Source organism: Mastigocoleus sp. MO_188.B34 (assembly GCF_030065675.1).
Lineage (GTDB): Bacteria > Cyanobacteriota > Cyanobacteriia > Cyanobacteriales > Nostocaceae > Mastigocoleus.
In genome coordinates, this window is the sequence record NZ_JASJDK010000168.1 from 1 (window position 1) to 14,053 (window position 14,053).

General features: G+C 38.0%; 11 protein-coding genes. 5 read left to right on the forward strand and 6 right to left on the reverse strand.

The genetic code is table 11. The features are described 5' to 3' along the window. Positions 1 to 256 precede the first annotated feature (256 nt). Complete coding sequence (locus tag QNJ50_RS26145; protein ID WP_300641429.1) at positions 257 to 1,453, reverse strand: VCBS repeat-containing protein; 1,197 nt, start codon at positions 1,451 to 1,453, stop codon at positions 257 to 259. Positions 1,454 to 1,752: 299 nt separating this feature from the next. On the opposite strand from QNJ50_RS26145, the gene QNJ50_RS26150 reads away from it, so the two are divergent. After that, positions 1,753 to 1,887 carry a hypothetical protein gene (locus QNJ50_RS26150; RefSeq protein WP_300641431.1) on the forward strand — a complete coding sequence of 45 codons (135 nt, stop codon included), beginning with the start codon at positions 1,753 to 1,755 and terminating at the stop codon, positions 1,885 to 1,887. Between the two features lie 257 nt (positions 1,888 to 2,144). Here QNJ50_RS26150 and QNJ50_RS26155 read toward each other — a convergent pair whose 3' ends face one another. Further along, complete coding sequence (locus QNJ50_RS26155) at positions 2,145 to 3,332, reverse strand: VCBS repeat-containing protein (RefSeq protein WP_300641433.1); 1,188 nt, start codon at positions 3,330 to 3,332, stop codon at positions 2,145 to 2,147. A 539-nt stretch (positions 3,333 to 3,871) separates the two neighbouring features. Between QNJ50_RS26155 and QNJ50_RS26160 the strand changes: the two genes are divergently transcribed. After that, positions 3,872 to 5,182 (forward strand): aminopeptidase P N-terminal domain-containing protein, encoded by a 1,311-nt coding sequence (locus QNJ50_RS26160; protein WP_300641449.1) that lies wholly within the window; start codon positions 3,872 to 3,874, stop codon positions 5,180 to 5,182. 752 nt (positions 5,183 to 5,934) lie between these two features. Here QNJ50_RS26160 and QNJ50_RS26165 read toward each other — a convergent pair. After that, the gene (locus tag QNJ50_RS26165; RefSeq protein ID WP_300641435.1) at positions 5,935 to 7,599 is read right to left on the reverse strand and encodes a response regulator; all 1,665 of its coding nucleotides are present in this window, start codon (positions 7,597 to 7,599) and stop codon (positions 5,935 to 5,937) included. Between the two features lie 507 nt (positions 7,600 to 8,106). Here QNJ50_RS26165 and msrA point away from each other — a divergent pair. Then, positions 8,107 to 8,580: a peptide-methionine (S)-S-oxide reductase MsrA gene (msrA, locus tag QNJ50_RS26170; protein ID WP_300641437.1), complete on the forward strand. Its 474-nt coding sequence runs from the start codon at positions 8,107 to 8,109 to the stop codon at positions 8,578 to 8,580. A 114-nt stretch (positions 8,581 to 8,694) separates the two neighbouring features. Here msrA and QNJ50_RS26175 read toward each other — a convergent pair whose 3' ends face one another. Next, complete coding sequence (locus QNJ50_RS26175; protein ID WP_300641439.1) at positions 8,695 to 9,462, reverse strand: M50 family metallopeptidase; 768 nt, start codon at positions 9,460 to 9,462, stop codon at positions 8,695 to 8,697. Positions 9,463 to 9,820: 358 nt separating this feature from the next. Between QNJ50_RS26175 and QNJ50_RS26180 the strand changes: the two genes are divergently transcribed. Beyond that, complete coding sequence (locus tag QNJ50_RS26180) at positions 9,821 to 10,684, forward strand: DUF72 domain-containing protein (RefSeq protein ID WP_300641441.1); 864 nt, start codon at positions 9,821 to 9,823, stop codon at positions 10,682 to 10,684. Between the two features lie 822 nt (positions 10,685 to 11,506). Here the strand turns inward: QNJ50_RS26180 and QNJ50_RS26185 are convergent. Continuing rightward, entirely contained in the window at positions 11,507 to 12,160 is a 654-nt protein-coding gene (locus QNJ50_RS26185; RefSeq protein WP_300641443.1) for a hypothetical protein, read from the reverse strand. A 207-nt stretch (positions 12,161 to 12,367) separates the two neighbouring features. On the opposite strand from QNJ50_RS26185, the gene QNJ50_RS26190 reads away from it, so the two are divergent. Next, entirely contained in the window at positions 12,368 to 13,822 is a 1,455-nt protein-coding gene (locus QNJ50_RS26190; protein WP_300641445.1) for a BamA/TamA family outer membrane protein, read from the forward strand. Positions 13,823 to 13,852: 30 nt separating this feature from the next. On the opposite strand, the gene QNJ50_RS26195 is transcribed toward QNJ50_RS26190, so the two are convergent. After that, positions 13,853 to 14,053 (reverse strand): hypothetical protein (locus QNJ50_RS26195; RefSeq protein ID WP_300641447.1); only part of this gene is annotated, 201 nt, incomplete at its 5' end.

The window sequence follows — 14,053 nt, forward strand, 5'->3', positions numbered from 1 at the left end:
GTCTTCATTTGGCAACCATAGTCGGTTGCAATGATGGAAAGCCGGATGACGCGAAAGTGTCAAGTCCGGTTTGGGGAGAGGGATAGAGAAACACGCAGGCTGTGAAGTGTGAAGGTGCGCTCCGTCCCTACTCCATTCAGAGCCTGCGGCGTCGGCGGAGCCTCTAGCCTCTAGCCTCTCGCTTCTAGGCGTGGTCTGTTATGTCCTACGGAACTGCTAATGACTTCCGCACAGCGATAATAGCTCCTAGGTTCCGTTAATAAACCACCCATTCGGTGGAAACTTCAGAAATCTGTGCTTCTGTAATTGTCGTACCATCGACAAACCAAATATCATTCTGCTGCGTTTGGGAATTACGCCAGAAAACATCTGTTTTCCCATCGCCATTGTAATCGCCAAGGGAAGGACTCCACCCAGGATCATTACTAGGGAAGAAAGCAGAAGTAGTTTTTTCCGTACCATTCATCAACCAAGCAGTATTTTCCCCAGTTACTTCATTACGCCAGAAAATATCAGTTTGACCATCACCATTGAAATCGCCCACACTAGGCTTCCAAGAAGCATCAAGATTATCTAGAGAAGCACTCAAAAATAAAATTCCGTTCATCAGCCAAATAGTATTTTCCCCAGTCGTTTCATTACGCCATAAAAGGTCAGTGCGGGAATCACCATTAAAGTCTCCCAAAGTATAACTCCATTGCGAATCTAGATCAGACAATGAAAATTCCGAAGTATCAGTACCATCAATAAACCAAATTTCATTTTCACCAGCAGTTTGGTTGCGCCAAAAAATATCTGATTTACCGTCACCATTAAAATCAACAACACTAAAAGACCAAGAAATATCAGTTTTTTCCAAAAAGGCTGCTGTTGTTACAGTACTATTTTCGACAATCCAAACAGCATTTTCACCAGTTTGATTATTGCGCCAAAATATATCGCTGCTATTATCGCCATTAAAATCAACAATGCTAGCAGACCAAGTAGGATCGATGCGATCTAAAGCAATTTCCGAAGTAATACTTTTACCATCAATCAACCAAATTAAATTCTCACCAGTTTGAGTATTACGCCAGAGAATATCTGTTTTATTATCAGCATTAAAATCAGCAAACTGTAAATCCCATTCCAAGCCAATTGCGGAAATCGAACCGGTATCAATATTGGTATTATCAACTAACCAAATAGTATTTTCACCGGTTTGAGTATTGCGCCAAAACTTATCATTTTTCCCGTCACCATTAAAATCTATAAAGTTGCTAATGTCGCTAAAGGTTGGATTGGGATTTTGATTCGCAGTTGCAGAAACATTATTTTCCTGTAGTGCAGATTGGGAAGCACCAGTCAAATCCAGTTCCGTGTTTAAAGCAGACTTATTGGAAACAACATCATTAAAATTTGTTGACGTTGATAAAACAGTATTTGTAGAAGGGGATTTAATAAAAGGAGACATCAGGTATTTTTAGGGACTATAGTTATAAACTTTTAAAGGTTTTGAATTGATATTTCTGTAAATTGATAACATATATCAATTTGACAAAAATGTTTATCTTAGTCACTTAGAAAAAGTTAGAACTTACGCAACCGGCACATTTTTTTGTAGGGTGTGTGACACTTAGAGTAAGCTTGAACGTATTAATAAGGTTTTTAGTGTCATGCACCACGAGTATATTGTGACAATTGCGTAAGTCCTGAAAGTATCAAAATGTTTGCAAAACTTGTACTATAGGGTTTGCGATATCCCCAAAGGGGATGGGCAAAGCGAGCGCGACTGAATATTGGTTGATGAATAAATCTGCGATTGCTTGTAGAGACGTAACATGTTATGTCTCTCCAGAATTCCCTGGGAAACAAATTAATGGGATATATCGCCCACTTCCCGTATAATTCGAGGCAGAGCCTCTTACTGTGGGTTCCAAGGCTGAGCCTTGGAACCAGAACAAATCGACTACATTAACTCTGAGGGGTATTTCTTAGTCCTATGAATAGGACTTATGCTATGAGACAGGGAATTTATTCCCTGGCAAATTAGATATGTGGTGAACTACTAACTAGTGCAAGTCGGCGGAAATAAAGCAACCATTTATAAAGTCGAGAAGCTAGATACTATAAGACTTTTTACTTTTTACTTCCGCGCAGCGGTACTAGCTGAGAGACCATTCTGGAGGAGCAGCTTGTAGTGGAATCTCTTGAGCAATTTGACCGCCACTCATCAACCAAACAACATCTTCACCCGTTTCACTATTACGCCATAAAATATCGAAACTACCGTCACCATTATAATCACCAACACTTGATTCCCAACCTGTACCCAGGGCTTTTAGAGGAGACTCAGAAACTTCTGAACCATTGAATAACCAAACAGTATTTTCACCTGTTTGGGTATTATGCCAGAGGATGTCGGTTTTACCATCACCATTAAAATCAGCAACACTTGACTCCCATTCCGAGCCTAAGGTTGTTAAAGGTGTTTCACTAACATTCGTACCATTCAATAGCCACAGAGTATTTTCTCCTGTAGCTTCATTATGCCAGTGGATATCAGTAAATAAATCGCCGTTGAAATCACCGACTTCATAGCTCCATCCAGCACCATAGGTAGGTAAAGCCTGAGAATTTGCTTGGGTACCATTCATCAACCAAACCTGATTTTCACCAGTAGATTCGTTGTGCCAAAAAATATCAGTACTAGTGTTGAAGTCAGAAACAATCACAGTGGGAGTCCAAGAAGCACCAGTTTCTGGTAAAGCAGCAGCCTCGACGACCGTAGTTCCATTCATGATCCAAGCAGAATTCTGACCACTTTGCTCATTGTTCCACAAAATATCAGATAATCCGTCACCATTAAAATCACCAACTCTACCTCTGGAACCTGCACTCACAGGTTCCAAAGCTTGTTGAGCAGCAATACTTGCACCATCCATCACCCAAATAGTACTTTCTCCAGTTTGACTGTTGTACCAGAAAAGGTCGGTTTTACTATCGCCGTTAAAATCTGCAAACTCATATTCCCATTCGGGACCGAGAGCACCGACGGTCGTAGTTGTTTGATTGGCTAATATAATTGCAACTTCACCGGTCTGGGAGTTACGACCAACTAGGTCAGTGTTACCATCACCATCAAAATCAGGATTAACACTGGGATTATTTAAAACAGGATTAGGATTTTGCAAAGAGTTTCCAGTTTCTCCCCCTAACAGTGGCTCGGAAGAACCATTGAGATTTAAAGTAGTGTCTACTAAATCATTTTTCTGAGAATTAAAACTATTTGTTGATATCGAAGTTGACAATTGTTGATTTGTTTTCGCAGAGTTGTTTCCAAATGCCAGCATAATTTTTTTTCACAAGTATTGGCTATAAATCTATTAATAATCATTTTGGATTTTTTTTTGTTATGCCGGAACATCTAAAAAACTCCTTAAAGTTAGCCCAATAACTGTTGATATTTTATATGTTTTTCTGTATTTTTAATTGCTGAAAATCATCTAAAAATCAGCATTGTTGATCGTCAAAAATAGTGAATAAATTTGATATATATAGATACAAATAGTGAAGCAGAATACCTAGTCAAGTTACTTCAAGCTAATAACTTGCACCTGATACTTAAATATTCCAAGGAGCCACCTAGGAATAAATTTCAAGTGGAATTTTAGACTCAATGATATTACAGCAATTTATCAGTTCAAACTGACATTTTAGATCGACGCTCGTAATTATGAGGTCAAGCCTAGACAGAGCCTCCAATAAGATATTCCTTGCCAGAAAAAATAAACTAGTTATGACTTATAGATTTACAGTCAGTACAAAGTTCATAATACAAAGTTAAAATATCAAAATAAGTATGATCATAATTTGAGTTATTAGCGTGAGTATCTATACAGAATATCAGCAACGTCGCCAGCAATTAATGTCAAAAATTGGTAATGGTACAGCTATTTTTTGTAGCGCACCTATGGCGGTGATGCATAATGATGTTGAATATGTATTTCGTCAAGATAGCGATTTCTTTTATCTCACAGGATTTAACGAAGCAGAAGCCGTTGCTGTGTTAGCACCCCATCACCCAGAACATAAATACGTTTTATTCGTTAAACCAAAAAATAAACAAATTGAAATTTGGACCGGTTATCGCTGTGGGGTAGATGCAGCAAAGGAAATTTACGGTGCAGATGAAGCATATTCCATTGAAGAATTAGATGAAAAATTACCCGAGTATTTGAAAAAAGCCGATCGCATATACTATCATTTGGGACGCGATCGCAATTTCAATGATAAAGTCATTAACCATTGGCAACGCTTAATGCGAATATATCCCAAACATGGTACAGGACCAATTGCAATTGAAGATACTGGTCCAATTCTTCACGGGATGAGACTAATCAAAAGTGAAGCCGAATTGGAATTAATGCGCAAAGCTGCAGATATTTCAGTTGAAGCACATAACCGTGCAATGGAATTTACTCAACCCGGACGATATGAGTATGAAGTTCAAGCAGAAATGGAACATATATTTCGTCTGCGGGGTGGGATGGGACCTGCTTATCCTTCCATTGTCGCCTCTGCTGATAATGCCTGTATACTGCACTACATTGAAAATAGTCGGCAAATGCAGGATGGAGAATTATTGTTAATTGATGCTGGTTGTTCCTACGGTTATTACAATTCTGATATTACTCGGACATTTCCCGTGGGTGGTAAATTTACAGCAGAACAAAAAGCATTATATGAACTAGTTTTAGAAGCACAAAAACAAGCGATCGCTCAAGTCAAACCCGGAAATCCATACAATTTAATTCACGACACAGCAGTAAAGGTGTTAACAGAAGGTTTAGTGGAATTAGGTTTACTTGTGGGTGAAGTCGAACAATTAATTGAGGAACAAAAGTACAAACTATTTTATATGCATAGTACGGGTCATTGGTTGGGCTTAGATGTTCACGACGTGGGAGTTTATAAATATGGTGAGGACAACCCACAAATCTTACAACCAGGTCAAGTACTTACGGTAGAACCCGGACTTTACATCGTACCGGATACCGAACCAGATGAAGACCAACCAGAAATCGATCCCCGTTGGGTTGGAATCGGGATTCGCATTGAAGATGATGTATTGGTAACACCAAATAGACATGAAGTTTTGACTGCTGGAGTTCCCAAAGAAATTGCAGATATAGAAAAATAATAATTGGTAATTGGTATACGCCCGCACTGCTAACGCAGTGTTAGCAAGGCGTGACGCGTAAGCGTCATATGGTAATTGGTAATTGGTAATTGGCGACTGGTAAGAAAGAAGTATTTGAGAAGCTGAAATTTTGACGAAACATGGAATGATTCACTACACAATATCCAATCCCCAATCGCCAGAGGCTATGACTATAGCTACGCTACCTACGGAGCCGTCACCTGCGGATCTGCCGACGCCGCAGGCTCTATGCCGCTAAGAACGCGCGGCTGCTAACGTAGTGTACCGTAGGTATTGCGCCACGTTCGCGCAGCGCCTTCTCAGCGGCGGGCGGCACGCAGTGCTATCCCCATATGGCTAACGCCACGCTATGCTAACGCCGTTAGGCGCGGGCTCACCCCAGTCGCCAATCTCCTATAAGAAATACTTAACAAAAATCATCTAGAATCGCGCTCAGAATCTTGAAAATAGTTTATAATAAAAACCCCCGACAAAATTGCCGGGGAAAAGAGAATTCATTACTTGCACAAGAACGCATGGATATACATAGGATATTTGGCTGGCGACCAAAATAGTTGCCAAAATGCCAAAAATCGAAAATCCATTTTGGATTACTCCTGCATTTTATCCATATACAAACGGAAATCCCTGTAGAGACAACTGGAGCCCAAGCCGACGCAGCAAGCTCTGGAATGTCTCTATATTCTTATTTCGAAGTTATTACATTTTCTTAAGAAAAGATAAAGGTATATTTACAAAAAGTTACTTAAATATCGATGGATAAACTGAACGCAAATAGAGCCTTCACCGACGCCAGAAGCAACTCGTTTGATGGAACCATGACGCACATCCCCCACAGCAAATACTCCGGGGACATTAGTTTCCAATAAATACGGATCGCGTTCGAGTTTCCAACCCTTGGGACAGCGCCCGTTAGGCATAATATCAGAGCCAGTTAAAATAAATCCGCGTTCATCTCTTGTAACTACATCCTGAAGCCATTCAGTACTAGGTTGAGCGCCAATGAATATAAATAAAGAATTCGCATCAACTGTTTGCTGTTCTTGGGTCAAACTATTAAGAATAGTAATCGCTTCTAAACTATTTTCACCTTTAGCCTCTACAACACTACTTCTTGCTCGAACTTCAATATTAGGAGTACTTTCAATTTGATCGATCAAATATTGCGACATACTTTTAGTTAAAGAATCGCCTCGTACTAACATAATTACCTTACGAGCATATTTAGAAAAATACATCGCCGCTTGTCCGGCTGAATTTGCTCCACCAACTACATAAACATCTTCACCTTCACAAGATAAAGCTTCAGTTTGAGCCGCACCATAGTAAACACCAGCCCCGGTTAAACGGTCAATTCCTGGTACATTCAAACGTCGCCATGATACACCCAAAGCTAAAATCACTGCATGGGAACTTATTTCACTACCATCAGCTAATTTAATAATGCGATATTGGTCTTCAATGGAAATACCTTGTACTTCTTGGGGTGTAAGAACCTCCACACCAAAACGTCGTGCTTGAGTAACAGCGCGTCTTGCTAAGTCAGCACCACTCAAACCTACAGGGAACCCAAGGTAATTTTCAATTCGGGAACTAGTTCCAGCTTGTCCTCCCGGTGCTTCCCTCTCAATCATCACTGTTCGCAGACCTTCAGATGCTCCATATACTGCAGCAGCTAAACCCGCAGGACCTCCACCAACAATAATCAAATCATAAAATGGTTTTTCAGCTTGGGTTTGTAAGCCTATTTTTTCCGCAACTTGAATATTTGTTGGTTGTTGTAAAGAAGAACCATCAGGGAAAAGTACCAAAGGTAGCTTGAGTTCTTCACATTCAGCATACTTCACTAACTTTTGGGCTTCTTCGGAGACTTCAATATCTAACCATTCGTAGGGTACTTGATTTCGTGCTAAAAAATCCTTCACCTGATGAGAATCAGGAGACCAACGGTTACCGATAACCCGAACACCTTCAAATGGAGGGATAAATCCTGCTAACCAATCATCGAGTAAATCATTGAGTACCGGGTATAATCTTTCTTCGGGAGGATCCCAAGGTTTCATTAAATAGTAATCAATGCGGGTTTTATTAATCGCACGGATTGCAGCATCAGTATCAGCATAAGCAGTAAGTAAAGCCCGTTTCGCGTCGGGATACATTTCTACTGCATTCTCTAAAAACTCTACTCCTGACATTTGTGGCATTCTTTGATCCGCTAACAATAATGCCACAGTTTCATTACGCAGTTTGACTTTGGAAAGTGCATCTAAAGCATTTACACCCGAGTCAGCACGGACAATTCGAAAGCGATCGCCATATTTTTGGCGCAAGTCTCGCGCGACAGCTTGTAAAACTACTGGGTCATCATCAACTGTTAAAATGACTGGCTTCGCCATGATTAATATACCTTTTGCGATCGCGATTCATTATCTATACTTTGTGCTGCATTTCCTCAAATAGGAACAACGACAACACAGAAACGCTATATCAAAACTCTATTTACAGATTGTCTCACCTAACTAGGATAGATGAGCAAATAGAAAATTTATCAACAAAAAACCTTTGATTTGAAGCACTTAAAAAGTTTGTTTGAAAAAATCATCTACTAAATGGATTATTTATTTCAGAAAACCTTTTTTTGCCATATCCCTTTTTAGTTGTTTCATTCATTTACCCTTAGCGGCTAGCATTCGCGGGTAGCGGAACAGGGTAACGTAGTTATTAGGTGGAGTTAGCCATATACAAATAACCAATAACCAATTACCATATGACGCTTACGCGTCACGCTTTGCTAACACTGCGTTAGCAGTGCGGGCGTATACCAATTACCAATTACCAACCACCGATAACTATTCACCAAAGCTCGAAGATATGATATTTATTGAGTTCTAAATAATATAACCATGGAAAAAGCAACTTTTGGAGCAGGATGTTTTTGGGGAGTAGAAGCAGCCTTTCGGAAGGTAAAAGGTGTTATTTCCACCTCTGTGGGATATATGGGCGGACATTTTGAAAACCCTTCTTATCTAGATGTGGTTTCCAGAATTACAGGACATGCAGAAGTTGCACAAATAGAATACGACCCTAATATAATTACTTATAATGAATTGTTAGAAATCTTTTGGAAGATTCATGACCCTACAAGTTTAAATCGGCAAGGTCCAGATCGGGGAGAGCAATACAGATCTGTTATTTTCTATCACAGTTCCGAACAAGCAACAGTTGCAAGACACTCAAAACAAGAAATGCAATCATCTGGGAAGTACGAACGACCAATTGTTACCGAAATCAAACCCAAGGGAGCTTATTGGTTAGCATCAGAAGAACATCAACAGTACTTTGAAAAGAAAGCTAATTTAGAAACAAATCAAAAGTAGTAAACATATGGAGCCAGCTATAGGAAATCATAGCTTTGAACAGTTGTGTGTTATGAATCCCACACATAACACACTCAAAAAATAAAACCAACTTACATAAAATAACCTTAATAGCTACTGGAAATAATTAGAAAAATAAGTAATACGAATGCTTTGAACCAGAATTGCTACACACAAAAGAGTTACCATGATTCCCCAAAACCAATGGGGTAAAAACAAGTATTTCTCCATCTCTGCCACATCAGAATCTCCTTGCTTTTTAAACAAGTACCCAATATTAAGAAAATTTATCATGCTAATTTGAACACCTAAAAATTGAATCATAAATTTCTGAACTTCTGGAGGTGTTCTAAATGCGATCGCAAGTATGATCAATCCCCAAAAAATCATGGTCATAAATCCATATCCAAACCATTCCCGAACCCAAACAATGGTTATAACTAATGAAAATATTCCCAGAATAATCAAAATATTATTAGTTATATTAGGATTGCGAGAAGCTAAGATCAATAGAGCACCAACTATAGAAGTTCCAAGGAAACCTGCTGCTGAAACAATCGCTTCAATAAACCTATTAATCTTTCGATAGTAACGGTATTTTGTACGGCCACTATTGTCAGTATTAAGTTCTATTCTTATAGGTTTTCCACCTAACATCAGCACTGCTATGGCGTGTCCTACCTCGTGAAAGAAAACACCTAGTATAAAATAAGGTCTAATAATCTCTCTCCCTGCTTCACGCTGCCATAATGCCAGGCTTACGACAGCAATCATAGATAACAATAAAAGTTCTTGGCGATCAGCAGAACTGAGAGTATCAATTTTTAACCATTGAACAATATCATTCCATGAATAATCTACAAATGATTTTCCTATAATCATCGTTTTGCTTAGATATTATGCTTTATATTAGATGTGATTTAGCGTGCAAATGAACCCATGTCAAGAGAAATGTTTGATTACTAGGGGCTAAATTTGGAGTGAGGGGTAGTTGGTAGTTGGTAGTTGGTAGTTGGTAGTTGGTAGTTGGTAGTTGGTAACTGGTAACTGGTATACGCCCGCACTGCTAACGCAGTGTTAGCAAGGCGTGACGCGTAAGCGTCATATGGTAATTGGTAATTGATGAAAAGAAAAGTTAGTTTTTCCATAAACTACTGCACAGGTTTCATCCTGGTTAACGCACATATCTGTCCATGGAAAGCTACGATAAGTAAAGGATGATTGACAGGGGCATCGGATTGTGAATTTTTTTATTGGCTGTGCTGTGTGGGCTTACAAAGATTGGGTTGGTACACTATATCCCCAAGGTACTCGTGCTGCTGATTTTCTCAAGATTTACAGTCGTCGTTTTAGCAGTGTTGAGGGTAATACTACCTTTTACGCCGTTCCCAAACAAGATACCGTAACTCGTTGGGCGCAACAAACTCCTCCAGAATTTGAATTTTGTCTTAAGTTACCTAGAGATATCACCCACAACAATTTACTTACGCCTAAAATTCCCGATGCACTCAACTTTGTTAATAGAGTAAAACCATTAGCAGATGGAAAGCGCCTCGGACCAATGTTTGCTCAGTTACCACCAAGTTATCCACCAACTGCAATCGAGGATTTGAGAACTTTTATCGAAGCTTGGCAGCAAACTGGAGTAGAGTTAGCAATAGAAGTTCGCAATCAAAACTGGTTTGTAGAACCCCACGCAACGGAATTAACAACCTTACTAGAAAAATTTGACGTGGGTAGAGTTTTATTGGATACACGCCCTATTTATAATTGCGAAGATAATCCACAGTTGCATTCTGAACGTAAAAAACCCAAACTTCCGGTACACTTCAGCGTGACTGCACCTTTCAGCATAATTCGGTTTATTTCCCATCCCAACTTACTAGAAAATCAATCTTATATGGAGGAATGGGCAATTTATATAAAAAAATGGTTGGAGGAAGAAAAACGCATATATTTATTTATTCATTGTCCTCAAGAAGAGCATTCTCCCAGAAATGCCCGTCATTTTCATGAAATTTTAGGAAAGACCGGAATTCAAATACCACCCTTACCAAGTTGGGACGATCCAGACACATCTCCAAAACAATTGAGCTTGTGGTGAAATTGACAAGAAAAGCAGAGAGAAAAGTTTTTGTTATTTATTTTGACAGGTTTATATTTGACAGGTTTGTAATTGCGCTTTAGCGCGTAAAAAATAGATCCAGGTCACCAGGCTTACACTCAAGACATTCATTGATACTCTAAAAGTCGTGATGAAGCGTATTGCTGTACATAAACACTAAAAACAACGACATTGACTGAGAACGTAGGGTTTCAGTCACACAAAAGCATGAAGAAAGAAGTTCTATAGAGACATCTCAAATTAATATCTCTAGAATGGAGAAAAAATGATAGTGGAAAATTTTATGTGTAGCTCAACCTACCCTTAACAACTGATTAGTAGTAAGTGAAAATCATTAGATCTTCTACATAAGCAATAGGTACGAGATGCTAGATTTTTCCCAAATGTTAAGAAAAGGGATTAGTGTCAGCGAACTCTAATCCCAAACTAAACAAGAGCTTGCATAAACCCTAGACAAATAAGAATTAGGTTAATGGTACGGATAAAAAGTGACAAAAATGGGTGACAAAAGTGATAAAAAGGTGACAACCAATTTGAAGCTAGTACTCAAATATTATATTTAGCTGTAAAGCTTATTTATAGAAAGTAATTTCTGTGATTGAATGATAATACCAGTTATTTTCTTGAATCAGACATCAGTTTAATATTTTCCTTATCCTGAGATTGTTTCAGTGAAAGAATTATATATAAAACTCACCAAAGCTTGAACTTAAGTATCATTAAATACTCACTATTTCAATCCTAATCAAAAAGTAATATAGATGACCTTAAAAAGCAGTTTCCTTGGTGACTAGAAATTTTCTAAATAAAAAAATTAATCCTGTAAGTCCTCAATTCTGTATTTAAATTACTACGCGCAGATTGTTCTAGCTTTTCAAACATTGCATCTGTATAGTAAATACGTTCCCGTTGCAAAAATTGTTCCAAAACTCTTCGTCTACCATTTTGATAATCCCGATCTGAAATCCAAGCATATTCCTGACGAACATTTTTAGCGTATGTAAGATATTGTTGAATCGGAGAACCTAAAATTGCTAAATCTGCATCTAACAAAATTTGACTGTCAATATCGTTTATATCGGCTTGGTGAAGCTTTGTACTTAAGATGAGGCGATTTACATTAGCAATGGTAGTTGAATCAATTCCTAATGACTTCATTAAATTAGTAGCATACATTGCACTTTTTTCTTCATTATCTCCAGCTTTAGGATCGTAAACAACATCATGAAACCACCCTGCAAGTTCGATAGAGGTTAATTGATTAGTTAAATTTCCCAAAGTTTTAATCGTTTCTAGTACGTGAAAAATATGCTCAAAATTATGATAATAACGCCCTGTTTGAGAATATTCTTTAGCTAGTACAGAAAAAGTATTTTCAGTTATTTTCGTGGATTTAATTTCAAGTCGTAATAGTAAACTACACCATTTACTAAATAAATTTTCTAAGGCTGACATAAGCTATAAATTTTTCGTTGTCGGATATATTTTCGGATATATTTTCGGATATATTTTACAAATCTTTCTTTGGATACTGAAATAAATAAAAATGAAGTTAAAGTCACTATATTTTTATAGCTTCAAATTCTATACTAACGACAAACTAGTGATGACAAGTAATAATGGAAAAATAATAATTTACAAATAATAATTTACAAATCATAAATGAAAAATTACATAGATAACAGTTTACAAATGCGATTTAAAATTATTCTCATTTTTATTTTTGGCTTTTTGTTGTGTGAATCCATAACTAATAAAGCAATAGGTAATGAAATAAATATACCTCAAGAAGACTTGGGAATATCTGAAAAAGATTCTAGAATAATTAAAAATATTGAAATTAAATTCGTAAACGAAGATGGTTTAACAAAGGATAAAAAAGGTCAACTAATAACAGGACGTACTCAAAAAGATTTTATTATTGATAATCTAAGATTAAAGACTGGCGATCGCTTCAGTGAAAAGCTATTAAAAACAGATTTAAGGCGTCTGCGTAAGTTTGAGTCTTTTGATCGAGTTAAAGTTTCTCTTCAGGAAGATGAAACAGGGGTAAAAATTACTTTCTTTATTAAAGAAAGTAGTACTCCTTCTTGGGTGTTTGGGGGTGGAAATAGTGGAGATATTGGAATTTACGGTCAAGTTGGTTATCGAGATGTAAATATCAATGGTCTTAACAATAAACTGAAAACTGAGTTACAAGTTAGTGGGAAAGATATTCAATTTAATGGTGAATTTACCAAGCGTTACAGTTTAGGAAAACCAAACCACTTAGGTTACAGAATCGCAGCTTTTCGTCAGCGAAACTTTTCCGAGACTTTTAGCGATGATATTAGACTGCAAGATGGTAGTACAACACGGGAAGGAAGATTTGGTGCTTCAGTAGCTTTATTACGTTCTTTCAATGATTGGGATGGAGCTTTAGGTTTGAACTATAGCAGAATCAGCTTGCGTAATAGTGATTATCAGGTTGCGCAGGTTGATAGTAGTAATAGTCCCCTATCTGTGAGCGGTACGGGAATTGATGATTTGGTTACTTTGTCTTTGCAAGTAACACAAGATAAGCGCGATCGCCGGGATTATCCCACCCAAGGGTCTATATTATCTTTGAGTACCGAACAAGCCATTCCCATTGGTTTGGGTAAAATCAAAAGTAACCGTTTGCGAGCGAACTATATCCATTATTTACCGGTAAAATTTCTTGGTGGTCACGGCTCGAGTAAAAATACTGAGATGTTAGCGGTAAACTTGCAAACTGGTACCATTATCGGGACGTTTTCCCCTGCTGATTCCTTTAATCTTGGTGGTCTTAACTCTGTAAGAGGTTATGACAATGGAAAAGTTGCAAGCGCTCGCAGTTATGGTTTAGCTTCAGTTGAATATCGTTTTCCAATTCTCAGATCGGTTGGAGGAATTGTATTTACAGACTTTGCTACCGATTTTGGTTCCAGTGGAAGCGTTTTGGGGGAACCGGGAGTAAAACGGGGTAAACCTGGAAGTGGTTTTGGTTATGGTGTTGGTTTACGTGTACTATCTCCTTTTGGGTTGCTGAGGGGAGATTTGGGGATTAATGATGAAGGAGATGTGAGATTTGAGGTGACTACAGGTCAAAGGTTTTGATCGTAGTCAAACAAAAATAGACATTGATAACTAGAGATTATTCTCGGGATTATCAAAATACTGAGCGACAAAAGTCTGATTTGAAGATTTTGTTGTTAATCGGAGTACTGCATTAAATCGAGAGGTATCTCCATTTACCATTATTATTCTGTCAGCTTTGATTTGCCGTTTTGACTCTAGATATTCCTTTATTGCTTGGAAACGAGCAAGTAAAATTTCCTTCGGTTCGTC